The 23,307-nt window shown below is 59.4% G+C and carries 16 protein-coding genes and 6 pseudogenes; 13 read left to right on the top strand and 9 right to left on the bottom strand.

The annotated features are described in order from the left end of the window. From adh to acs, 4 genes and pseudogenes are all read left to right on the top strand, one after another. Positions 1–400: pseudogene (adh, locus tag BJ917_RS12495) on the top strand (aldehyde dehydrogenase); the annotation flags it as partial. A gap of 161 nt (positions 401–561) precedes the next feature. Next, positions 562–1,587: pseudogene (locus tag BJ917_RS32705) on the top strand (cache domain-containing protein); the annotation flags it as partial. 339 nt (positions 1,588–1,926) lie between these two features. Next, positions 1,927–2,445 (top strand): annotated as a pseudogene (locus tag BJ917_RS32700) (methyl-accepting chemotaxis protein); the annotation flags it as partial. 88 nt (positions 2,446–2,533) lie between these two features. Then, entirely contained in the window at positions 2,534–4,489 is a 1,956-nt protein-coding gene (gene acs, locus BJ917_RS12485) for an acetate--CoA ligase (protein WP_121103490.1), read from the top strand. Between the two features lie 507 nt (positions 4,490–4,996). Here acs and BJ917_RS12480 read toward each other — a convergent pair. From BJ917_RS12480 to BJ917_RS12460, 5 genes are all read right to left on the bottom strand, one after another. Beyond that, positions 4,997–6,316: an outer membrane protein transport protein gene (locus BJ917_RS12480; RefSeq protein WP_121103489.1), complete on the bottom strand. Its 1,320-nt coding sequence runs from the start codon at positions 6,314–6,316 to the stop codon at positions 4,997–4,999. A gap of 152 nt (positions 6,317–6,468) precedes the next feature. Further along, on the bottom strand, positions 6,469–8,370 hold the full coding sequence (locus BJ917_RS12475) for an acyl-CoA synthetase (RefSeq protein WP_121103488.1): 1,902 nt from the start codon (positions 8,368–8,370) through the stop codon (positions 6,469–6,471). Positions 8,371–8,372: 2 nt separating this feature from the next. Continuing rightward, positions 8,373–9,329, bottom strand: coding sequence for a fumarylacetoacetate hydrolase family protein (locus BJ917_RS12470; RefSeq protein ID WP_121103487.1), 957 nt, complete (start codon positions 9,327–9,329; stop codon positions 8,373–8,375). Positions 9,330–9,503: 174 nt separating this feature from the next. Next, entirely contained in the window at positions 9,504–10,595 is a 1,092-nt protein-coding gene (locus BJ917_RS12465; RefSeq protein WP_121103486.1) for a VOC family protein, read from the bottom strand. An 87-nt stretch (positions 10,596–10,682) separates the two neighbouring features. Beyond that, a complete protein-coding gene (locus tag BJ917_RS12460) occupies positions 10,683–11,297 on the bottom strand; it encodes a TetR/AcrR family transcriptional regulator (RefSeq protein WP_096512159.1) in 615 nt (204 codons plus the stop codon). Between the two features lie 307 nt (positions 11,298–11,604). On the opposite strand from BJ917_RS12460, the pseudogene BJ917_RS12455 reads away from it, so the two are divergent. Continuing rightward, positions 11,605–12,841: pseudogene (locus tag BJ917_RS12455) on the top strand (NADH:flavin oxidoreductase/NADH oxidase family protein). A 234-nt stretch (positions 12,842–13,075) separates the two neighbouring features. Next, positions 13,076–13,552, top strand: a complete 477-nt coding sequence (locus BJ917_RS12450) for a hemerythrin domain-containing protein (protein ID WP_096515457.1) — start codon at positions 13,076–13,078, stop codon at positions 13,550–13,552. A gap of 87 nt (positions 13,553–13,639) precedes the next feature. On the opposite strand, the pseudogene BJ917_RS12445 reads toward BJ917_RS12450, so the two are convergent. Beyond that, positions 13,640–14,091, bottom strand: a pseudogene (locus BJ917_RS12445) (Lrp/AsnC family transcriptional regulator). Between the two features lie 188 nt (positions 14,092–14,279). Here BJ917_RS12445 and BJ917_RS12440 point away from each other — a divergent pair. Further along, on the top strand, positions 14,280–14,897 hold the full coding sequence (locus BJ917_RS12440) for a LysE family translocator (RefSeq protein WP_121103485.1): 618 nt from the start codon (positions 14,280–14,282) through the stop codon (positions 14,895–14,897). 23 nt (positions 14,898–14,920) lie between these two features. Further along, a pseudogene (locus BJ917_RS12435) lies at positions 14,921–15,037 on the top strand (3-methyl-2-oxobutanoate hydroxymethyltransferase); the annotation flags it as partial. Between the two features lie 56 nt (positions 15,038–15,093). On the opposite strand, the gene BJ917_RS12430 reads toward BJ917_RS12435, so the two are convergent. Beyond that, entirely contained in the window at positions 15,094–15,741 is a 648-nt protein-coding gene (locus tag BJ917_RS12430) for a TetR/AcrR family transcriptional regulator (protein ID WP_096512163.1), read from the bottom strand. 2 nt (positions 15,742–15,743) lie between these two features. After that, positions 15,744–17,402: a bifunctional 3-(3-hydroxy-phenyl)propionate/3-hydroxycinnamic acid hydroxylase gene (locus BJ917_RS12425; protein WP_121103484.1), complete on the bottom strand. Its 1,659-nt coding sequence runs from the start codon at positions 17,400–17,402 to the stop codon at positions 15,744–15,746. Between the two features lie 195 nt (positions 17,403–17,597). On the opposite strand from BJ917_RS12425, the gene BJ917_RS12420 reads away from it, so the two are divergent. Next, positions 17,598–18,875 carry a flavohemoglobin expression-modulating QEGLA motif protein gene (locus tag BJ917_RS12420; protein WP_096512165.1) on the top strand — a complete coding sequence of 426 codons (1,278 nt, stop codon included), beginning with the start codon at positions 17,598–17,600 and terminating at the stop codon, positions 18,873–18,875. Positions 18,876–18,898: 23 nt separating this feature from the next. On the opposite strand, the gene BJ917_RS12415 is transcribed toward BJ917_RS12420, so the two are convergent. Next, a complete protein-coding gene (locus BJ917_RS12415) occupies positions 18,899–19,822 on the bottom strand; it encodes a LysR family transcriptional regulator (RefSeq protein ID WP_121103483.1) in 924 nt (307 codons plus the stop codon). Positions 19,823–19,998: 176 nt separating this feature from the next. On the opposite strand from BJ917_RS12415, the gene BJ917_RS12410 reads away from it, so the two are divergent. From BJ917_RS12410 to BJ917_RS12395, 4 genes are all read left to right on the top strand, one after another. After that, positions 19,999–20,682, top strand: a complete 684-nt coding sequence (locus BJ917_RS12410) for a glutathione S-transferase family protein (RefSeq protein WP_096512167.1) — start codon at positions 19,999–20,001, stop codon at positions 20,680–20,682. A 90-nt stretch (positions 20,683–20,772) separates the two neighbouring features. Beyond that, positions 20,773–21,492, top strand: a complete 720-nt coding sequence (locus tag BJ917_RS12405; protein WP_096512168.1) for a carboxymuconolactone decarboxylase family protein — start codon at positions 20,773–20,775, stop codon at positions 21,490–21,492. A gap of 63 nt (positions 21,493–21,555) precedes the next feature. Continuing rightward, entirely contained in the window at positions 21,556–22,578 is a 1,023-nt protein-coding gene (locus BJ917_RS12400) for an LLM class flavin-dependent oxidoreductase (protein WP_121103482.1), read from the top strand. A gap of 27 nt (positions 22,579–22,605) precedes the next feature. Then, positions 22,606–23,277, top strand: coding sequence for a DUF4286 family protein (locus BJ917_RS12395; RefSeq protein ID WP_121103481.1), 672 nt, complete (start codon positions 22,606–22,608; stop codon positions 23,275–23,277). The last annotated feature ends 30 nt before the right edge of the window (positions 23,278–23,307 follow it).

Genomic DNA, 23,307 nt, shown 5'->3' with positions numbered 1-23,307 from the left:
ACTCGAGGGCAACCTGGCGAGCGGGTATTACATCCAGCCGACCCTGCTCAAGGGCACCAACAAAATGCGTGTGTTCCAGGAAGAAATCTTTGGCCCGGTGGTGAGCATCACCACCTTCAAGGACGAAGCCGAAGCCCTGGCCATCGCCAACGACACCGAGTTCGGCCTGGGCGCCGGCCTCTGGACCCGCGACATCAACCGCGCCTACCGCATGGGCCGCGCCATCAAGGCCGGTCGTGTGTGGACCAACTGCTACCACCTGTACCCGGCGCACGCCGCGTTCGGTGGCTACAAGAAGTCCGGCGTCGGCCGTGAAACCCACAAGATGATGCTCGATCACTATCAGCAGACCAAAAACCTGCTGGTGAGCTACGACATCAATCCGTTGGGCTTCTTCTAAAAACAGTGGGCGATGCAGGTAGCCCTGTATCGCCTTTCCAACCGCTTTCGCGAGCAGGCTCGCTCCCACAGTTGCAACGCGTCCCCCTGTGGGAGCGAGCCTGCTCGCGATGGCGGTCTCAAAACAGCGAAAAATCACCCTCTCTCCGCGCGGAGCCCTCGATGAAAATCCGTTACAAGGTAAGCCTTGTGGCTGCCTGTGTACTGTTGATAACCACCAGCCTGCTGTCGCTGGTCCAGGTAGAACAGGTACGTACGATCTTGCGTCACCAGGTCGAGGCGAGCATTGCCGAAACAAGCAATGCGGTAGCACGCCAGATTGAAAACTGGCTCAACGGCAAGCTGCGCCTGATGGATCTGGCCTCCCAGGCGATCGACAGTCAGTACAGCGCGCAAGCGACCCAGCGAATCATCGAGTCGCCCGTTCTCAAAGAAGAATTCAAATTGGTATTCGGTGCCCTCGAGTCCGACGGTAAACCGATCAAGAACACCTCATCCTGGAACCCCAAGCCTGACTATGACGGTCGCACCCGTCCTTGGTACGCGACGGGCAAGGCCGGTCACCAGGCCGTGTTGACCGAACCCTACAAGGACTCCACCACGGGTGAAATCCTGATTTCCGCTGTCGCCCGGATCAGCGATGCCGGGCAACTGCTCGGGGTGTTGGGTGGTGACATCCGCCTGACGGCGGTGGCCGATGCCATCAATACCCTGGATTTTGGCGGGGCCGGCTATGCGTTCTTGCTGAGCAAGAGTGGCAACATCATTTCCCATCCCAACGCCGAGCTGAACGGCAAGCCCTACAGTGAGCTTTTTGCCGGAAGCTCGCCGGCGCTCGACAACCGGCTTCAGGAAGTCAGCAGCGGTGGAAAGTCCCGGCTGGTTGCCTTTATTCCGCTCACCGATCTCAAAGGTATGGATTGGTACATCGGCGTGGTGCTGGACCAGGACATCGTCATGGCCGCCCTCCGCGTCCTGACCGGGCGCGCAATCATCGGCACGGGCCTGGGTGTATTGCTCAGCCTGTTGGTGTTGGGGCTGTTGGTCAGGCGCCTGCTCTGGCCGCTGGATCAGCTCAAGGAATCGCTCGCCGATATCAATCGAGGGAGCGGCGACCTGACCCGTGAATTGCCGGTGCATGGCAACGATGAAATTGCCCAGGTCTCCGGGGAGTTCAACCGGCTCCTGCAGAACCTCAAGGCGCTGATCGGCGATGTGAAAACGGGCTCGCAACACGTCCGCGAGAGCAGCACGGCCACGTCCTGTGAGGCGGATCAGGCTGCCAGCCGGGTCCAGAACCAGCTACAGGAACTGGATCAATTGTCCACCGCCATGCGGGAGATGGCCTCGACAGCCGAGGATGTGGCGCGCAATGCCCAGGCTGCGGCCGAGGCGGCGGTTGCCGCCAACGAGGAAACCGAAAACGGCGTGGCGCTTGTCTCCCGGTCAACGGGCGCGATCAATCGCCTGGCCGTGGAGATGGACGACACCGGTCGTGCCATTAATGAACTGTCCACCCTCAGTCAAAGCATTGAATCGATCGTGGCGGTCATCACCGGTATCGCCGACCAGACCAACTTGCTCGCGCTCAATGCGGCCATTGAGGCGGCGCGAGCGGGTGAAACCGGGCGTGGCTTTGCCGTGGTTGCCGATGAGGTGCGCTCGCTGGCCTCACGTACCCAGCAATCCACCCAGGAAATTCGCCAGATGATTGATCAACTGCAGGCGGGTGTAAAACACGCCCAGGCGCGAATGCAGCAAAGCCGCGACGCGGCCAGCAAGACGGCCGGTGATGCCAATGCCGCCAACTCGACGCTTGCGCGCATTCGTGAAGCGATTTATCGGATCAATGACATGAACTTGCAGATTGCCGCCGCCGCGCAAGAACAGAGCGCGACGACCGAGGAGATCAATCGCAACACGACCAACATCCGCGACATCAGTCTGGAAGTTTCCGACAGTGCCGAAAGGCAGGTCCGCCAGTGTTCAACGATGGCGGGGTACGTCGGTCAGCAGGACCAGCTTCTGAGCCGCTTCAGGATTTGAAGGCTGCCTTTGAATGGCATTGAACCCAGGTCGGACCACCCGCCCGTTACAGATTCCCCAAACAACCAATTCCACCGAGGTAAGAAAGATGAGTGCGGCTTCCCTGTATCCCGTTCGTCCCGAGGTCCTGGCCAATACGCTGACTGACGAGGCGACCTACAAGGCCATGTACCAGCAGTCGGTCGTCAACCCGGACGGTTTCTGGCGCGAGCAAGCCAAGCGCCTCGACTGGATCAAGCCTTTCACCACGGTCAAGCAGACCTCCTTCGACGATCACCATGTCGACATCAAGTGGTTCGCCGACGGCACCCTGAACGTTTCCTACAACTGCCTCGACCGGCATCTGGCCGAGCGCGGCGATCAGGTCGCGATCATTTGGGAGGGCGATGACCCTGCCGAAAGCCGCCACATCACCTACCGCGAACTGCATGAACAAGTCTGCAAGTTCGCCAACGCCCTGCGCGGCCAGGACGTGCACCGCGGCGACGTGGTGACGATCTATATGCCGATGATCCCCGAAGCCGTGGTCGCCATGCTGGCCTGTACCCGGATCGGCGCGATTCACTCGGTGGTGTTCGGCGGCTTCTCGCCGGAAGCCCTGGCCGGTCGCATCATCGACTGCCGCTCGAAAGTGGTGATCACCGCCGACGAAGGCATCCGTGCCGGCAAGAAGATCCCGCTCAAGGCCAACGTCGACGACGCGCTGACCAACCCGGAAACCAGCAGCATCCAGAAAGTCATCGTGTGCCAGCGCACTGGTGGCGACATCAAGTGGAACCAGCACCGCGACATCTGGTACGAAGACCTGATGAAAGTGGCCGGCACCGTGTGCGCGCCGAAAGAGATGGGCGCCGAAGAAGCGCTGTTCATCCTCTACACCTCCGGTTCCACCGGCAAGCCGAAGGGCGTGCAGCACACCACCGGCGGCTACTTGCTGTACGCGGCGATGACCCACGAGCGCGTGTTCGACTACCGTCCGGGGGAAATCTACTGGTGCACCGCCGACGTCGGTTGGGTCACCGGCCACAGTTACATCGTCTATGGCCCGCTGGCCAACGGCGCGACCACGCTGCTGTTCGAAGGCGTGCCGAACTACCCGGACATCACCCGGGTGGCGAAGATCGTCGACAAGCACAAGGTCAACATCCTCTACACCGCACCGACCGCGATCCGCGCCATGATGGCCTCGGGCACGGCGGCGGTGGAAGGCGCCGATGGCAGTAGCCTGCGCCTGCTCGGTTCGGTGGGCGAGCCGATCAACCCGGAAGCCTGGGACTGGTACTACAAGAACGTCGGCCAGTCCCGTTGCCCGATCGTCGACACCTGGTGGCAGACCGAAACCGGCGGCAACATGATGAGCCCGCTGCCGGGCGCCCATGCCATGAAACCAGGTTCGGCGGCGCGTCCGTTCTTTGGCGTGGTGCCGGCCCTGGTGGACAACCTGGGCAACATCATCGAAGGCGAGGCCGAGGGCAACCTGGTGATTCTCGATTCCTGGCCAGGCCAGGCGCGCACGCTGTACGGCGACCACGACCGTTTCGTCGACACCTACTTCAAGACCTTCCGCGGCATGTACTTCACCGGTGACGGCGCCCGTCGCGATGCCGATGGGTACTACTGGATCACCGGTCGCGTGGACGACGTGCTCAACGTCTCCGGCCACCGTATGGGCACCGCCGAGATCGAAAGTGCCATGGTCGCGCACCCGAAAGTCGCCGAAGCGGCGGTGGTCGGTGTGCCGCACGACATCAAGGGCCAGGGCATCTATGTCTACGTCACCCTGATCGCCGGCGAAGAAACCAGCGAGCAGTTGCGCCTGGAGCTGAAGAACTGGGTGCGCAAGGAGATCGGCCCGATTGCTTCGCCGGACGTAATCCAGTGGGCGCCGGGCCTGCCGAAAACCCGTTCGGGCAAGATCATGCGGCGGATTCTGCGCAAGATTGCCACCGCTGAATATGACGGGTTGGGGGATATTTCCACCCTGGCGGACCCGGGGGTGGTGCAGCATTTGATTGATACGCACAAGACGATGAATGTTGCGTAAGTAGCGTTTGGGCAGTTCTGGCCTCATCGCGGGCAAGCCTTGCTCCCACAAGTTTTGTGTTGTTCGCCGATCTTGAGCACGACGCCGATTCCGTGGGAGCAAGGCTTGCCCGCGATGACGGCCTGACAGATACCGCATAAACACCAGCCAATAATTATCGGCTTCCCCGGTCGGCGCCAAGTCCTGTTGGCCACACACCACCTCCAGGCTTTGATTTGCGTCATTCGGTGGCGCCGTCCCGAACTCGCTGAGTGCGAGTTCGGGGTCTTCCAAATCGCCACGGATAGCGACGAGCTTCAGACAGGCGCAGAGATAAAGCAGAGACCCTCTTGTGGAGAGTGCACCGACAGCAAGGCGCCTGGTAAAGCGCCTCGATTGGGCATGGCTACTAACGCCGTGGAACGCGTAGCGTCCGCCCGCTGTAAAGAGCCCCCATGACAGGTTCAGTCATGGGCGCTGAAAAACCAATCAATCCATTCTTAGTGGAAATGCTCTGGGTCAGGGCGATCAGTAGCGATAGGTGGCCTGCACTGAAATTCCATTCGCACTGTTGTCGTAGTTGGCACTGTATGCCGGTTGAAGACCGGAGTTGTTCGACTGATTCACCGAGACTTTGGAATCCCAGAGATAACCGTAGGCAAAGTCGATCGTCAGATCGGTATTCGGCGAATAGGCACCGCCCAGGGTCACGGCCTGGCGATTGCCAACCGGGATGCGCACGCTGCGATCGGCATTCCTGACTGGCGACGGATCATAGGCGTAGCCTGCGCGCAGCAGCCATTGCTGGTTCAATTGATAGGAGGCGCCCACGGCCGTAGACCACGTGTCGCGCCAGTTCATTTCTTCGGTCACAGTGCCTAGACCTGCTGCCTGGCCTACGGGAGAAAGACCACTGTTGACTGCCTCGACCTTCTGGATCCGGCTCCACCGTTTCCAGGTGGTCCCCACGTATCCGGTCCAGCGACTGTTGAAATGATGGGTGATCGACGTGTCCACGGATTCGGGCATCGTGATGTCGATCTTGTTGTCATACTTTCCATCCAGCGGAATAACGCTCGGAGAGCCGGACACCTCGGTATGCCCCTTGAGTTCATAGTCCACCTTCGAGTGATAGTTAATCCCCCAACGGGTGGCATCACTCAAGTCAAACAACACCCCGACGTTGTAGCCCAGTGCGGTGTCATCGCCCTTGATGGTGACCAGCGTGTCCTCGCCGTTGTTCAGCGCACCGGTGGCCAGGTAATTCTGAAGCTTCGCATCGAAATGGTTGATGGTCGGTCCGCCACCGATGGACACGTAATCATTGATCCGCCAGGCAATGGTGGGCTGAAGGGTGATCTCCTTGGTCGTACTGTAGGAGCCATGGTAACGGCCCTGAAAACTGCTCTCGTAGTCGTTGATCAGGCCACTCGGCGCATACAGGCCCAGGCCAATCGAAAATCGATCATCCAGTGGCGTCGACATATACGCGAAGGGCACAACCCCCAACGGTACCGAGTCCCCTTTATTCGTTCCCGGGGCACTGCTCTGTGCATCACTGATGTCGTCGCTCACCGAGACGACCGCGGCTCCGCCGGAAATCTCACTGCGCTTCAATTTGGTCAAGCCAGCCGGGTTGCCAAAGATGGTGCTGGCATCCAGTGCCGAAGACGACCTTCCCGCATAAGCAGTTCCCGCGCTGCTTGCACTTTGCTCGTTCAAGGCAATGCCATTGGCCGCCGCGCTTGTGGAGGCGCTGAGTATTGCCGCGGCACCTGCGAATTTGATCCAGCAAGACACTTCTCGCACAGCAAAGTGACACGGGGTTGCACGGTTGCTCAGTTTCATTTCCCACCTCGAATTGTTGTTATTGGTTGGTGCGCAGGCAAAGCTTCGCCTTCCGGTGCACTTGGCAGTGCCGGTTGGCATTCATCGAAGTTGTGAAAAAGGCCTTGGCTGATGACTACCAGGGCCGGGGTGCCGAACTTACGAAGTCAGGATCATTTGAGCCACTCCACCTGAAAGCTATAGCGACCCAGAAGCAGGGCCAGGGACTCTTGATCCCGCCCTGCCCGGATGCACGCGACCAGCCCACGCTGCTCATGCTGAATCACCTCGACCGCAATGTCCTTCAGGCACATGCGCTCCACTTCCTGCCAAATGACTCGGGCGACCTCACGCTGCTGCAAGGCGGGTTTGAAGATCTTGCCCACCGCCGTCAACGGCAGTGCTTCGAGGATTTCGATCCGCTTGGGAATGGCCGCCCGCTCACTGATGTGGCGCTGAGCAAACTGCTCAAGCTCTTCGAGGGTACAGTCGTGGCCGGGGCGCAGTTGCACGTAGGCGACCGGCACTTCACCCGAATAGGCGTCCGGGCTGCCGATGGCTGCCGCCAGTGCCACCGCTGGATGGGCTTGCAGGGCCTCCTCGATTTGCTTGGGATCGATATTGTGGCCGCCGCGGATGATCAGCTCCTTCTTGCGCCCGGTCAGCCAGAAGTAGCCATTTTCATCCTGGCGACCCAGGTCGCCCGTATTCAGCCAACGCTGTCCATCGATCTCGATCCACAGGCCCCGGTTATGACTCTCTTCAACGTAACCCTCGAACAGGTTCGGTCCCGTGAGGGCGATCAGGCCAATTTCGTCGGTGTCGGCGTCGCGCAGATACTCTCCAGCGTCATCGAGGATGACCGCACGCATGCCCTGGTAGGCAATCCGTATACCGATGGAACCGATGTAGCGCTCGCCATGGGGCGGATTGACCGAGGAGACGCACGCGCCTTCCGTGAGTCCATAGCCTTCGAGAATCTTTACCCCGGTCCGGCCTTCAAACTCCCGGAAAAGTTCGACCGGCAGCGGCGCGGCACCACACATGGCATAACGCAGGCTGGACAGGTCGCGGCCTTGCAGCTCGTTTTGCAACAGTGCGGAATAGACAGTAGGCACGCCGGAGAAGAAGTTGATGCCGAAGTGCTCGACCATCTCCCAGAAACGCGGGATCACACCCTCACCGCGATAACCCTGCGGCGTGCCGAGGATGACATGATCACCTTGGGTCCAGGGCATCAGGCCTGTCACCAGCTGAGCATTGACATGGAACAGCGGCAACCCGCAAAAAATGACCTGGCCACTCCCACGGGGTTGCATGTGCGTGGCCATGGCCCACGCGTTAAAGACCTCCGCCCCATGGGTACGCATCGCAATCTTGGGCAGTCCGGTGGTACCGCCGGTGCAGAAGTAAGAGGAACGATCCTCAGGGCGAAATTGCCGCTCGCTTTTCAGGTGCGTGCCGGGCTGAGCATCCATCAATGTCCGTAAGTCGTGAATCGTGGCCCCCCGGTGCAACTCACGTTCTGTCTGTGCAAGGGATGCAAGGGATTCACGCTGCGCGACATCAACATAGGGGCTCATGCCCACCCAAACGATGTGCTTGATCTCAGGCAGTTGATCCAGCTGCGAGGCCAACTTGGGCCACAGGTCACTGCCCGGTGTCGGTGCAAGCGTGACCACTACGCTGGCCTTGGCGGCCCGTAGCAAGGCCGCCATCTGTTTGGCCTCTTGCAACGGATTGATCGCCATGACGACACCCGCCGCTTCACCGCCCCAGATGGTGAAGTGGGTTTCCGGCAGGTTGGGCAGGATAAAGGCCAACACTTCACCCGGGGTGATGCCCAGGTCGTGGAAGGCATTCGCCGCGCGAGTGATCTCTTCGACGAGCTCGGCATAGCTCCAGTGGTGGGTGTTCTTGAAGCAGCTGGCGTCGGTGAAGAAACTCAGTGCGGACGCGTTGGGGCTAAGCTCGGCTGTGCGTGTCAGTGCTTCATAGGTGCTGGAAGCCAATCCACGCTTCGCCAACGAAACCTGCTCGATATTTTCAATGTCGTTCAGCGATCGCACTATCATCGTCAGGCTTCCTCTACCACTCGGTTGCGTTGCACACCCAGGTCAATCACGCCATCGGCACTGCGAATGCGCGCTTCGACCACGTCGCCTGCCTTGAGATACTGCGTCCGCCCTTCCTGCGCCTTGAGGAACAGCTTCCACTTGGTGGCTTCCGGCATCAGGGCTGCAATGCGCTGTTTGGCGGGCGAAGGGATGGTCAGCGCGCATCCCGCCGGCGTACCGGTGGCGATCAGGTCGCCGGGCGCGAGATCCTGGACAGCGGAGAGTTCGGTCAGGGTTTCAGCGGGGCCATACACCAGGTTGGCCGTGCTGTCGCTTTGGCGGACTTCGCCATTGACCGTCAGGCGCAACTGCAATGCTTTCAGGTAATGCATGTCCCGGGCATCCAGCAGGCACAGGTACGGGCCGACCGGACCAAAGGTGCGGAAACTCTTGCCCTTGTAGAACTGCATCTGCGGAATCTGAATGTCGCGTGCCGAGTAGTCATTGACAATGACCACGCCGGCAACGAACTCATGCAGATTGGCGTCGGTAACGGTCACTGCGCCGCTGATGACGCGTTTCATCACCAGCCCGAGTTCGATCTCATAATCAAGGAAGCGGACGCTGCGCGGCTTGATCAGGACGCTGTCAGCGGCCACCAGGCAACTGGTCGCCTTGGTGAAGATCATGTTGTATTTCTTCGCATCCGGGTCCATGCCCGACTCGATCATGTGCTGTCGGTAGTTCGCCCCTTGGCAGACAAACTGCTGGTTACGGGTCACCGGCGACAGCAGCTTCACTTTGTGCGACTCCAACTGAGTACCTGTCAGTTGCGCGAGGTCATCGATACTGTTCTGGCAGATGAAGTCCCCCGTGGTCTCAAAAGTGCCCGGGACAATCGTGATTCGGTCCTGGCGTAATACGCCCCAGTGGATACCGTTCTCAAACTCAAAGCGGACTACGTGTACAGCAGACATTGAAGGTACTCCTGGAGCAGCGTTTGTCCCGCGCTCGAGGGCGCGAGATCTGTGGTGTTGTTCTGAGGGTGGGCTGGCGACGCTGTAGATCAACGAGCCGCCGGCGATCAAGGCACCGGCCTTGAGCACGTCGCGCCGGCCATACCCTTTAGTGATGCCCGACATGGCAGCCGCTTACCCGAACATCCGCATCAGCGTGATCAACTTGCGAAGGGTCAGGTCCGGGCTGCGTCGCAGGTTGCGAACCAGCGCTCGCACGTTGCTGAAGCTCATCCTGGGTTGGGTAAAACTCTTGGGCATGCGCTGCCCCCACTGCGCCATGGCTTCAGGGCTCACGGGATGGATGCCCGTAGGCTGTGTGGCGGTAAAAACATCCCCATCGCAGTAGTGCTCGTGCTTATCACCCCAGGGGTCTTGCCAGTAATCGAAGATCTGACTGCCCAGGATGTGTCGGCCGATGCCCCATGAGTGCTCCCAGCCCCGCTCGCGCAGGACGCGCTGCCCCATGCCCACCGCGTCGGCATCGACGACCTCATAGGCGCTGTGGCTGTAGGTCGCCATGAACCCTTGCGCAATCGCCAGCGTATGGTGATCCGCCGGCCTGACACCGAGATCAAGGCGCATGAAAGCGACAATCGGGGTGCCATCGGCGAGTACCTGTACATCGCTGGGAATAAACCCGAAATGCCGGGTGTACCAGGCGCAGGTCGCCTGATAGTCGGCCACTTCAATGACGATGTGACCCAGTTTGATCACTTCAGGCGGTGCAACCGGCGGGCGCTGCGTGGCGTTGATGCGCGGTTGCTCTTGCGCCAGATTCCAGGGAAGCGGTGCCCGGTGCTCCAGGGGATTACCGGGTGTCTGATCGTAAATCGCCTCGACGATAAAACCGGAAGGATCGGTGAGTCTGACGCAGTGGCCGCCACCAGGATGCATCGAGGTCTCGACCGAGGATGCGCCTGGAATCTTCGTCAGCTTTTCCAGATCCTTGAGCGATCGGACTGCCAGGCCGAATCCGATAAAGCCTGCCTTTTCTGCACGGTGCACGCGGTAGCAATAGGGAGCCGGCGCAGTGCCACGCAGATAGAGCGTATCGGTTGCTTGATGGCTGACGGTCAGGCCGAAGTCAGTCAGGAAATGCGCCGCCTCATTCAAGTCCGGCCTTTGAAAAATCAGGTGAGTCAGACCTTGGGCCTTCACCGTCGGTTGCGGATGCCTGGCAGGCTGTTGCGTTGCCAACCGAAGGATTTCATTTTTGCTATTCATTGTTTTTGTTTTCCAGTTTCTCAGGGCAAAGCGATCCCCGAACCCCTGAAAATGCCAGGAGTTTGTTCGAAGTGTCGGTTACCGCGCTTAGTCGATCGGAGGAAGCGCCGGCAACTCTACGGTCGCCAGCGCTTTCGCCTCCTCAAGAGGCACACCCAAGGCCCGCAGTACGAGTTCGGCGGTATCGGATCCCGATTCGCGCCACGTTCTGTGCCCTTCCAGCACCAGGAAAATGGAGCCGAGGACGCTGCTCGATATCAGCGTCAGCACCGAGAGCAATTGCTCTTGCTGAAACCTGTACCGACCACTGGACAGTCCACTGAGAAGGTCCGTCGTCGCCTGGCTGGAAAACATTTCACGCAGCGAAGCGTTGCTCATGGCGAACTTATGGATGAATGCCCCCCACTGGGAGTCTTCGTGAGCCCGACGGATGAAAAACCGGATGCCGTTGGCCAGGCGCTGGGCGGGATCGGAGAGGGAGTTGAAGCTCTTGCTGACCCGTTCATGCATCTCTTTGGCGAGCTGGCTGGCGACCGATTCGAACAGGGTCTCCATGCTCTCGATGTTGCTGTAGACCGTGCCGCGCGCAACCCCTGCTTCTTGCGCAAGGTCGAGAATGTTGACTTGCAAGGTGCCTTTTTCCGCAAACAAGCGAAATGCAGCCTGGTGAATGCGACGCTGTGTTGGATTCAGGGATTGCACAATTTATCTCCAGACTCATCTGAGCCTTGATTGAACACTCGTGTTCAATTTGTGTCAACGGGTTTTTTGGGGGTGAGAATACCCTCCCCCTTCCTGTATCTGACAATGGACTGGATGAGCGTGGCCAGGCAAACGAAGGGTGTGATTACCAGAGGGCTTGCCAGTTCACCATTTTTAATGGCATCGTTGAACACGCGTGTTCAATAGCCATTCGATTTCAGGGTTCCTGACCCAGCCGTTCAGTGTCATTCAACGACCACGTGCGCCCATGTCGGCTGGTAGAAGTTTCATCACTGTAGGTGCGAGCATGTCTGCGTCAAAACTCTTCGAACCGCTTCAATTGCCCAATGGTGTGGTGATTCCCAATCGAATCGCCAAGGCCGCCATGGAAGAAAACCTTGCCAACGAACATCACGCTCCAGGTGAAGCGTTGGCCAGGCTTTATCGGGGTTGGGCGCAAGGTGGCGCCGGCCTGATCATCACGGGCAACGTCATGGTTGACCGCCACGCCTTGACCGGCCCCGCAGGCGTGGTGCTTGAGGACGATCGGAACCTGCGCCATTTCCGCTTATGGGCCGAAGCTTGCCGCAGTCGCGGGGCTCAAGCCTGGATGCAGATCAATCATCCCGGACGGCAGTTATTGGCTTCAATGGGGCAGCCGGCAAGAGGCCCCTCCGCCGTTGCGGTCGATATCCCAGGATTGTCTAAAGCTTTTGCGCCGCCCAGGGCGTTGGATGAGCAGGAAATCGAGGAGCTGATCGAGCGCTATACCCAATCGGCGGTGCTGGCCGAGCGTGCCGGGTTCACGGGTGTGCAGATTCATGCGGCGCATGGCTATCTGTTCAGCCAATTCCTGTCGCCCTTGACCAACCGACGTGACGACCGCTGGGGGGGGGAGCCTGGAAAATCGTGCGCACATTCTCCTGCAAACCATCGACGCCATACGTCAGCGCGTGGCACCGATCTTTTGCGTGGCGGTGAAGCTCAATTCCGCAGACTTTCAGCGCGGTGGATTCAATGCTGAGGATGCGGCTCGCGTGGTGGAAATGCTCAACGCCAAGGCGGTCGACCTGGTTGAGTTATCCGGTGGCAGCTACGAAAGCCCGGCGATGCAGGGACAGACCCGCGACGGCAGCACTCTGGCCCGAGAGGCCTATTTTCTCGAATTCGCGGAGAGGATCGCAGACATCGCGCGCATGCCGCTGATGGTCACGGGTGGCGTACGCAGAAAGGAAGTCGCGGAGCGCGTGGTGAGCGGCTCGGTGTCGATGGTCGGGCTTGCCACGGCGTTGGCCATCGAGCCGACCCTGCCCAGCCAGTGGATGGCAGGTCAGGACACCGAAGTGGAGCCCGTCGTTGTGCGCTGGAAGAACAAGGCGCTGGCGTCACTGGCTGTGGCGTCGCTGATCAAGAAACAGCTTGGCCTGCTGAGCCAAGGGAAGCGGACGCGCCCCGGGATGTCACCGCTTATGGCACTGATCAGCAGTCAGCTGAAATCTCGACGTCAGGCGAAGCGGTATCGGCAGTGGATTGATAACGCCTGAGGCCCTTGCGGTTGCACAAACACGCACGGTCACGAAAATCCATCTTCTGCACGGTCTTGTACCCCATCTCGTGCATAGTGCATGCCCTTACGTCGCCGGCAGGCTTTCCATGTCATTAAATTTATTAGGTTTTTCACCTGGCGGGTAACTGGCATGCAAAGTGCGATCTATCTGGGCAACCATGAAGCGCTGACCACGATCAGCCGGCCATCCGTGATAGAAGAGGCAATCCCAATGAACGCAATCGACCTCCTGAAAGCCGACCACGAAAAAGTCAAAGGAATCCTGGCCCAGTTGAGCGGATCCACAGACCGAGCCACCAAGAAAAGGACCGAACTGCTGGAGAAGCTCGAGATGGAAATCACGATTCATACCCAGCTTGAAGAACAGATCCTGTACCCCGCCTACAAGGAAGCTGGCGGTAAGAAGCAGGACGAAATGTATTACGAGGCCAAGGAAGAGCACCGGACAGTCGATTCTCTCGTTCTGCCCGATCTGAAAACCACTGATCCTTCTACCCCCGAGTTTGCGGGACGTGTGAAAGTCGTTAAGGAGTTACTCGAACACCATATCGAAGAAGAAGAGACCGAAATGTTTCCTCAAGCCAAAAAGCTGCTGGGCAAAGAAAAGCTGGATGAGCTGGGCAAGGAAATGGAGGCAATGAAAGCATCACTGAAAAAGAGTCTCGGCTCGCCGAACATCGCGGCCTAGCGCAAGGGAAGGAGCACAAAAGCCCAATTCCTTTTGGGCTTTTTTCCCGTGACCGTGGTTCCCCAGTGCGAAGCAAAGCAACCAACATTACAAAGGCAAGGGGCGATCCTGCACGACCCGCTTCATGACAAGCGTCGACGTCAGCCGCTGTACATTGGGCAAGGCTGAAAGACTCTCGTCGTAAAGTCTTTGAAAGGCGGGCAAGTCCTGGGCGATGACATGCAGCAGATAATCCGGCTCCCCAAATAACCTCTGGGCATCGACTATCTGAGGTATATCAATGAGTGCCGCCTCGAACGCCTCGACTGCTTTGCGGTCGCCCTCGCGAAGGGTGGCAAACACCATGGCGGAAAATTCAGACCCAATGCACCGGGATCAAGTTGCGCGCGATAGCCCAGCAACACACCGGACTCCTCCAGTGCCCGCACTCGCCGGTGACAAGGTGAGAGGCTCAGGCCTACGCGGTCGGCAAGTTCCGTGACCGAAAGGCGCCCATCCTTTTGCAACTCAGCAAGAATCTTCCTATCTATTCTATCCAATCAGAAAATTCTCCTAAGCTGGGCCACAGAAACAATCATCTTTGGAAGTTAATTCTAACCATTTTTCACTAATCTTCCTCCACTCATTAACAACCGTACTCCTCTTGAGAGAACCAGAGGGACGGCCTTGATTGGAGAAGCGGGATGATGACTTATGCAGTGAATTATGAAATGGCACGGGTAACACCATGACCTTCAGTGTTTTGGTTGCCTTCTGGGCGGTGTCGATTCTGTTCGTCATCACACCTGGAGCCGATTGGGCCTACGCGATATCCGCCGGCTTGAAGCATCGAGTCGTCATACCCGCCGTGGGCGGGCTGTTATCCGGGCACTTGATTGCCACAATGGTGGTAGCCGGTGGTGTAGGCACTTTGGTTGCCAAGCACCCTGTGGCACTGTCAGTGCTGACAGTGGCCGGGGCGGGTTACCTGCTTTGGTTGGGCATCAACATGCTCGTCCGCCCCTCTACGCTGCATGCAGACAACGTCCAGGCGTCAGGGTCATGGAAGCGCTGGGCGATCAAGGGGCTTTGTGTCAGCGGGCTGAATCCGAAAGTGTTCCTGCTCTTCCTGGCGTTGTTGCCTCAATTTGCCGACGTTACTGCACCCTGGCCTGTACCGATGCAGATGATTGCGCTCGGGCTCGTCCACACGTTCAGTTGTGGCGTGATCTACTTGTTAGTCGGATTTGGATCGCAGGTTGTTCTTCGAGCACGTCCAGCCGCCGCACATAGGGTCAGTCGCCTCTCTGGTGCGGCCATGGTCATCATCGCAGTGGTTCTATTTATCGAACAGATGCTCGGTTAATGCACCTTCAGTGAGACATCCCAATGAACGACCAGCCTTCACCATATGGCAGTGCGCCTCTTGCCCAACAGCTGGAGCGCGTCCGAATTCCCCACCTGAAACAGATGAAGGCCCTGGGCAAAAAATGGGCGATGCTTACCGCCTATGACATGTACAGCGCCGTCATTTTTGAGGAAGCCGGAATACCTGTCCTGCGTTACCCAGGCAGTGGCTTGGCCGCAATTTTCCGGGCTTTGGCAGGCGTTACGCCCAGCGCCTGGAGAATCATTTCGGCGACCCGCACATCATGCTCCGCCACGGCACGACCCTCGACAACCGCACGCATTGCCCCGGTTGTGCACGATACGACCATATCCAGGGCGATGCCCTCGTCCTCGTAAGTGAAACTGCCCTCCTGCAGCCCTGCACGCAGGTCGCCCAGCACATGATCAGCCAGACGCGAGCGCATGGCCTGGTCGAAATGGATGATCCGCAGCAACGCATTCGCCCAGGGGTGGTCGGCGGCGGCCCGACACACAAACATGCGCACGCCAATCGAAACCCGCTGTGCTCCGCACTGCACATCCGCGTTCAGGACAGAAATGGCGTCAGAGAACTCGGCGGCCATGGCGATGCCCACCGCTTCGATTACTTCGTCGCGCGTTCGGAAATAGTTGTAGATGGTGCCGTTGGATACTGCCGCCTCGGCGGCGACTTCCAACAAGGCGATCTCCCCCACCTCCTTGCGTGCGACAAGTCGCAATGCCGCGTCCATCAGACCGCGACGGGTGCGCTCGCGCTTCTTGTGCCCCCTGGTGAGAGGTTCCGGCACAGCCGCTTCTAAAGGAGGTGTGGAGATAGGCATGATTAAGCTCTTAATCTAATCGGCTCGTTGATGGTACTGGAAACCCTGTCGGGAGTGACTTCATCACTCATCAGCAGGCCCTGGCATTCTCGAAGGAGCCTGCCGGCCTCTTTGCCAGGGGCATGGTGCATGATGATACGGTCAGGGCGAACGGCGACCAGTGTTCCTTTCGCCGCCAGCGGCAGGATCTCATGGTTCATGTCTTCGATGAAGTCGCAACGGCCGCCGGAACGTTGACCGCGGGGTCTGACCTCCAGGAAGTGGCCTCCCATCTTTTCCCAGGCAACGATCTGATCAGCGGTGAGCAGTGACAACGGGTCAACACCAAATCCAACCAGGGTCAGGTTGTCTCCCAGTGCATCGTCGCTCAGCTTGATCTGCTTTTGCAGGGTGCGTATCCAGGCTTGGGGAAACAGGCTGCCACGTACCAGCTTGTCCCCCCGGCGATGTGGCACGAACAGGCCGTGCTTGAAGGTGTTCTTCGGCTTGATGTCCAACTGCTCGAAGTACCTTCTGGTCGAGGCAGTCAACCCCAGTGTGCGCATAAAGCCATGGATGAAGAACGCTGCGATCTTGTTCTTGGGCATCACCAGGCGGCCCATCATTTTTGCCAGATTGATCATCGCCTGGGCATGCGGGCGGCGCTCTACGTCATAGGTATCGAGTATCGCCGGCGCGGCGTGGCCACGCAGGACCCACGCCAGCTTCCAGGCCAGGTTGGCACCATCACGAAGGCCCGCGACGAGACCTTGCCCGACGAAGGGCGGCGTGATGTGCGCGGCATCGCCAACGAGGAACGTACGTCCCTTGCTGAATCGGTTGCAGCAACGGGCGTGGAATCGATACACCGCCTTGCGCTCGATTTCCAGTTCCTGCGGATTGACCCATGGCGCAATGAGCCGGGCGATGCTTTCCGGGCTTTCCAGCTCCTCCCGGGATTCACCGGGTTGCAGCATGAATTCCCAGCGTTCCCTGCCACCGGGGGCGGGCATGTGCGGCGTGGGCCGCTGCGGATTACAGATAAACTCGATGTGATCAATGGCCGACTGATGCCGGTTCTTGGCATCGACAATCAACCAGTCCTCGGCATAGGTTTGCCCTTCGAACTCCTGGCCGATCAGCGCCCTGACCCGGGAGCTGGCGCCATCTGCACCAATCAGGTATTGGGCGCGAACAGCATGCGAATGCCCATTTTCATCCCGCACGGTGGCGACCACGCCATCCGCTTCCTCAACCAGGCTCTCCAGCTCGAAACCACCCAGGCTGGTCACTGATTTGAGGCGGGAAACCTGGCCACGCATCGCTCGCTCGAGGTCGGGTTGATAGAAGGTCACAAGCTTGGGATGGCCGTCGATGCACCCTTGCGTATTGGCTCGACCGAATTGCCCGAGCACCGGAGAGTGCATCTTCACTTCCGGGATCACGATCTTCTCGAAGGCGTCCTCCGATAATCCGGCGAGTTGCAGGATGCGCAAGGCCTCGTTGTCCAGCGCAATGGCACGAGGCATCAGTACGATGTCATGGAGCTTGTCCAGGACCAGGGTCGTAACCCCGTAGCGGCCGAGCAGCGCCGCGATTGTCGCACCTACGGGACCGTTACCGACGACCAGTACATCGACGGCGGAGGAAGGCAATTCGCAAACGTTCTTGTTGTTGTTCATTTTGAGCCCTTGGGAGATTGAAGTCGTGAGGCGCACAGGTCTCATCGTCAAGCGTCACCAAGGTATGCAATATTGAGAGATATTTCAATATTGATGTTTTTGTCATTATTAATTGAAACCGTTGATCGGTTACGACGCAATGCATCGCAACGGCTAAGCTTTTTCGAATGAACCTCATCTTCCAAGGGTGACTCCATGAGCAGCGCCCCCCTGTCTGAACTCGATGCCACCCTACCCGGCTTGGTGCGCAGGATCCGCGTACTGGATGCCCTGTCCTGGCCCGATGGCGTCGAGGAAGTGTTCCTGGCGCACTGGCGCGAAGGGAAAGCAGAATTGCCCAGAGTCCAATTGAGCCCCCGCGAACACAGCGCCGACATCGCCGCGCTGGAAGCCTTTATCGGGCGTTGCGACCTGGGGCACCCGGCCGGGAACTATCTGGCCATGACCGCGCGTAGCTATGCCACGGCCGGACGCATGCTGGGTGCGATCGGCACTCCCGCCTTTACTCACTATTCATCCGCGCTGTACCGGCGCCCGGATTTCTATTATCCGAACCAGAAACTCAGCATGCTGGACGCGGCGCAGTTCTTTCTCACGACCACCGACGCCCTGCTGGGTGGCGCCCGGATTCCACCGACTCAGGCTGAGATTCCGGCCGAGGCCTTCGCCGCCTGGATGCAGCCGGAGTTGGACCGTTTCTTCGGTGAGGGCCGGGTCACGGTCGTGCTCGACCCGACGCTGGCCGCCAAGGCGATCGCCGGGGCAAGCCGCATCCGCCTGCGTACCGGCGCGCTGTTCTCTGAACTGGACAAGAATCAGCTATTGCAGCACGAGGCCTTCGTGCATGTGGCTACCGCACAAAATGGCGCGCTGCAGCCCAACCTCAAAAGCCTGGGTTTGGGAGCGCCACGCACGACTCAAACCCAGGAAGGCATTGCCACCCTGGCAGAACTGTTCACGGGCAGCATGGACATCAACCGCTTGCGCCGCCTGGCCCTGCGCGTGCTTGCGGTCCAGCAGGCGTTGGATGGCGCCGACTTCATACAGGTCTTCGAGGGTTTTCTTGCCGCCGGCCAGTCACAAGAGGAGTCTTTCCGCTCAACCCAGCGGGTCTTCCGTGGTGCCGACCTGCGTGGTGGCTCGGCGTTTACCAAGGATGCCGCCTACCTGACGGGTTTACTGGGTGTCCATACACTGCTGCGCATCGCAATCCGCGACAATCGACCGGAACTGGTGGGGCATTTATTTGCCGGACGCCTCAGCCTGGCGGATACCTTACGCCTGGCGCCGCTATTCGAGTCCGGCTGGCTCCAGGGCCCCACCTATGTCCCGGCCTGGGCCAGCGATCTACGGCTACTCGCTGCCAACCTGGCCTTCTCCGCTTTTATCGCTCAGATAAAACTGGATGTGCTCGATCTGGAAGTGCTCATGGCCTTTGCCGATGAACACGAAAACGATGCCAGTGCCCTGTGATCAACCGCGCAACTCGATTCGTGTCATGAGCCGATCGTCATATCCATGCCCTGTATCAACCGCCTGGCCAGGCGCGGCTGCCGCAACTGCTCCAGCCACCATTGCAACGCCCGCCCCTCGCGATCACCGCGCCACGCAACATACGATACGGTCGGCTCGCGCGGATCGACGGTCGCTTTCTCCACCAGCTCGCCATTTTCCAGCAACGACGCTACGCGCTGACGCGGCAACCAGCCGATGCCCAGGCCTTCACGCTGCGCGAGTATTTTTGCTTGCATGTTGGGCACGGCCAGCGAAGTCTGGCCACCGATCACCCCGTAAGCGCGCCCCGCTATCGCACGCGACGAATCGGCCACCACCACCGCGCGATGCTCGCGTAGGTGCTCGCGTCCGAGAGGCCCGTCAACGCGCGCCAGGGGATGTCGCGCCGCCACCGCGAACACCCATTCGATCGAGCCGAGCTCGAACCAGCGCAGCCCGGGAATCGCCGGCGGTTCATTGGTCGCTCCCACGATCAGGTCCGCACGGCCGTCACGCAATGCTTCCCAGGTGCCGTTCAAGACTTCGTGCGTGAAGCGCAACTTGACGCCAGACGCAAGCGCATCGAAATCGCGTACCTGCGGCATCAGCAGTGCGAATTCGATAATTTCGTCGGTGACGATCCAGAGCTGGTCCTCCCAGCCGCTCGCGATCTGCCGTACACGCTGAGTCATGCGCGACACATCAAGCATCAGACGTGCGGCTTCATCGGCGAGCACCTGACCGGCGGGCGTCAGTTGCAGTCGGTAACGACGGCGATCAAACAACAAGGCGTCGAAGCGCGCCTCCAGTTGCCGTGCGGCGTGCGAGATCGTCGACGGCGCCTTGCCCAGCCGCGCGGCTGCGCGTGAAAGGCTGCCAGTCTCGCGAATCGCTTCCAGCAGTGCCAATTCGTCTTCAGACAACATGTGCGATCTCACCGAACGTTTTCATCGGGGCGATCGTATGTCAAACCCGGGACATCGGTCCACTATCTCCCTACGCGCTCTGGAGGCCTCCTGAAAAGCCCCAGGTTCGCTGATCTCGTGCCCTCCGTGCCTGCCAATGCACTGCGATTTATCTCACGTCAAATCAAGGAAACATCATGCTTGAGTTTTACTTTCATCCGACGCCCAATCCCACCAAGGTCGCGCTCCTGCTCGAAGAACTTGAAATCCCTTTCGAGCTTTCTGCCGTCGACACCTTCAAGGGTGAGCAACACCAGCCGGCATTTCTGGAGATCAATCCGAACGGCAAGGTCCCGGCCATCGTTGACGACGGGGTCGCGGTATTCGATTCCCACGCCATTCTGCTGCACCTTGGGGCAAAACATGGCAGGTTCGTGCCGGCCAACCCATCGCAGCATGCAGCGATGCTGTCATGGCTGCTGTTCATCGCGACCGGCCTCTCGCCGTTCTCCGGCCAGGCCGTGCACTTCATGCACCACGCGCCGGAACCCCTGCCATATGCGCGCAACCGCTATATCAAAGAAGTCGAGCGCCACTACCGGGTTCTCGATGCGCGTCTCGGCGGCTCGAAGTACCTGGCTGGCGATACTTACTCGATTGCCGACATGGCACTTTGGGGCTGGGCCAATTTTGCCGGCTATATCTTCGGCGAGAAGGGTCTGACCGATTATCCCCACGTCAAGCGCCTGGTCGATGAAATCTCGTCGCGCCCGGCGGCCGCCCGCGCTCTGGCGCTGAAGGACAAACTTCAGTTCAAAACCGAATTCGACGAAGAAACCCGTCGCGCACTATTCCCGCAGAACGCCTCACTCGCAGTCTAGGCAAGACTCGCCCTCCTCAGGCTGGCCGCCTGAAAACGGCCAGTCTTTGCCCCTGACACCGTTGCGCACACCAACCTGAGGAAAACAGCCATGCAACATTCAGTTCGCTACGACTCCGGCAACGCGCTTGAAGGCATCCGCGCGGTTTCGCCAGCCCTTGCGCGTTATACGACCGACGTCGTGCTCGGCGATTTATGGCAGAGACCGCAACTGTCCGCGCGAGACCGCAGCATCGTGACGCTGTCGGTATTGATTGCGCGCAATCAGAGTGCGGAGATGTCGTATTACCTCGACCTGGCCCTCGATAACGGCCTCGATCCTGGCGAAATCTCGGAAATCATTACCCATCTGGCGTTCTATTCCGGCTGGGCCAATGCGATGGCGGCCGCGAAGGTAACGAATGCGGTCTTTGAACGACGCGCAATGGGTGCAGCGCAGCTTGCGCCGGCTACCGTCGACCTCCTCCCCATCGACGAGGTAGCCGAAGCACAACGCGAGACCACCGTCGCGCAGAACTTCGGTGCGGTGGCGCCGGGGCTTGTCCAGCTCACCAGAGATGTTCTCTTTCATGATCTGTGGCTGCGACCGGGCCTCGCCCCGCGCGATCGATGTCTGGTTACGGTCAGCTCGGTGGTGGCCACGGCGCAGATCGCACAACTGTCCTTCTACTTGAACCGCGCAATGGACAATGGACTGACCGGCACGCAAGTGGGCGAAGTCATGACGCAACTGGCGTTTTACACGGGTTGGTCCAGCGTTTATACGGCATTGCCTGTGGTTAAGGACGTGCTTGAGAAGCGATCTGATTAACCAGCTCCAGGGTGATCATGACCACCCGTTACCCTGTATCTGAACCCTTTCGGTGAGGTTCCCATGAAAAAAATCGGCTTTCTTTCTTTTGGCCACTGGAGCGATTCTGCGGGTTCGCGGGCGCGGTCGGCGTCTGATGTTCTTCTGCAATCCATCGACCTGGCGGTTGCCGCTGAGGAACTGGGCGCAGATGGGGCGTTCTTTCGCGTCCATCATTTCGCTCAACAGCTTGCATCGCCTTTTCCGCTTCTCGCAGCGATCGGAGCAAAAACCAGCAGGATCGAAATCGGAACGGGTGTCATCGACATGCGTTACGAAAACCCGCTCTACATGGCAGAAGATGCCGGGGCAGCCGATCTGATTGCGGGTGGACGGCTGCAGCTGGGTATCAGCCGCGGCTCCGGCGAACAGGTTATGGACGGATGGCGCCACTTCGGCTACGAGCCTGACAAGGGTGAGACTCATGCCGATTTGGCGCGCCGTCACACCGAAGTTTTTTATGAGGTGCTGCGGGGCAAGGGCTTTGCGCAGCCCAATCCAAGGCCGATGTTTGCAAACCCGCCTGGGCTTCTACGGGTCGAACCGCATTCCAAAGGCCTTCGCGAGCGCATCTGGTGGGGATCGGGTTCCGATGCAACCGCGGTTTGGGCCGCGAAGATGGGTATGAATCTGCAGACCTCGACCTTGAAGAACGACGAAAGCGGCCTCCCCCTTCATATCCAGCAAGCACAACAGATCCGCGCCTATCGTGAGGCCTGGAAAGAAGCCGGACATACACGAGAACCGCGCGTGTCCGTCAGCCGCAGTGTCTTCGCGCTGGTGAACGATCTGGACCGGCTGTACTTCGGTCGAGACACTCAGAGCAACGATACGCTCGGCTTCCTGGACGACGATACTCAGAAGATTTTCGGTCGAAACTACGCGGCGCAACCGGATGTCCTCGTTGCGGAACTGGCCAAGGACGAGGCGATCGCTGCCGCCGACACCCTGCTCCTCACGGTGCCAAACCAATTGGGCGTGGAGTACTGCGCGCACGTCATCGAATCGATTCTCACCCATGTCGCCCCCGACCTCGGCTGGCGCTAGCGCTGAACATTTACGAGAGACAGGCCAATGACCCGCAAAGCTGTGCTGTTTTCAGAGATGACGCCTGGTGCGACCCAGGAGGACGAATTCAACCACTGGTATGACACCGAGCATATCCCGCCGCGCATGCAAGCACCGGGCTTCGTCAGTGCGCAGCGCTTTCGCAATGCAGATGGCCCTGCGTACCTGGCCCTCTACGAATTGCAAGACAAGAGTGCCCTGCTGACACCCGAGTACAAGGAAATCAAGGCCAGCTCGGGTGAATCGACTCGCCGCATAGTGGCCGGAGCCAAAGATGTCACGCGCTATATCGGGGAGGAAATCAGCAGCTGGAAGAATCCGCAGGCGCACAACGCATCCTCAAGCGAAGCCGCACTGGTCTATGCCGTATTCTTCACCGTGCCCGCGCCCCGCACCGAAGCGTTTGACCGCTGGTATGAAGAGGATCACATCCCCACATTGCTCGACTGCTCCGATTGGCTTGCGGTGCGACGATTCCGGATCGTGGATGGGGAGCCGCAGCCGTTCACCCATCTAGCCTTGCACTACCTTGCGACAGCCGATGCCCTCCAATCCAGTGCGCACGAACAGGCGAACAACTCTCCCTGGAGAATGCAGCTTGCTCAGGAAGAATGGTTCACGGCTCATTCCGGGGTGTTTAGAGGTATTGGACAACCGTTCGTTGCAGCCCGAACTTAACTCGTGCGCCATGGGTCGCGACTACCTCGT

This window comes from Pseudomonas sp. WPR_5_2, assembly GCF_003634475.1.
GTDB classification, from domain to species: Bacteria; Pseudomonadota; Gammaproteobacteria; order Pseudomonadales; family Pseudomonadaceae; genus Aquipseudomonas; species Aquipseudomonas izuensis.
This window is presented reverse-complemented; position numbering and strand designations above follow the sequence as displayed.

Coding starts and splice junctions, on each gene's coding strand:
- acs (WP_121103490.1), top strand. CDS start 2,534: ATGAGTGCGGCTTCCCTGTATCCCGTTCGTCCCGAGGTCCTGGCCAAT.
- BJ917_RS12480 (WP_121103489.1), bottom strand. CDS start 6,316: ATGAAACTGAGCAACCGTGCAACCCCGTGTCACTTTGCTGTGCGAGAA.
- BJ917_RS12475 (WP_121103488.1), bottom strand. CDS start 8,370: ATGATAGTGCGATCGCTGAACGACATTGAAAATATCGAGCAGGTTTCG.
- BJ917_RS12470 (WP_121103487.1), bottom strand. CDS start 9,329: ATGTCTGCTGTACACGTAGTCCGCTTTGAGTTTGAGAACGGTATCCAC.
- BJ917_RS12465 (WP_121103486.1), bottom strand. CDS start 10,595: ATGAATAGCAAAAATGAAATCCTTCGGTTGGCAACGCAACAGCCTGCC.
- BJ917_RS12450 (WP_096515457.1), top strand. CDS start 13,076: ATGAACGCAATCGACCTCCTGAAAGCCGACCACGAAAAAGTCAAAGGA.
- BJ917_RS12440 (WP_121103485.1), top strand. CDS start 14,280: ATGACCTTCAGTGTTTTGGTTGCCTTCTGGGCGGTGTCGATTCTGTTC.
- BJ917_RS12430 (WP_096512163.1), bottom strand. CDS start 15,741: ATGCCTATCTCCACACCTCCTTTAGAAGCGGCTGTGCCGGAACCTCTC.
- BJ917_RS12425 (WP_121103484.1), bottom strand. CDS start 17,402: ATGAACAACAACAAGAACGTTTGCGAATTGCCTTCCTCCGCCGTCGAT.
- BJ917_RS12420 (WP_096512165.1), top strand. CDS start 17,598: ATGAGCAGCGCCCCCCTGTCTGAACTCGATGCCACCCTACCCGGCTTG.
- BJ917_RS12415 (WP_121103483.1), bottom strand. CDS start 19,822: ATGTTGTCTGAAGACGAATTGGCACTGCTGGAAGCGATTCGCGAGACT.
- BJ917_RS12410 (WP_096512167.1), top strand. CDS start 19,999: ATGCTTGAGTTTTACTTTCATCCGACGCCCAATCCCACCAAGGTCGCG.
- BJ917_RS12405 (WP_096512168.1), top strand. CDS start 20,773: ATGCAACATTCAGTTCGCTACGACTCCGGCAACGCGCTTGAAGGCATC.
- BJ917_RS12400 (WP_121103482.1), top strand. CDS start 21,556: ATGAAAAAAATCGGCTTTCTTTCTTTTGGCCACTGGAGCGATTCTGCG.
- BJ917_RS12395 (WP_121103481.1), top strand. CDS start 22,606: ATGACCCGCAAAGCTGTGCTGTTTTCAGAGATGACGCCTGGTGCGACC.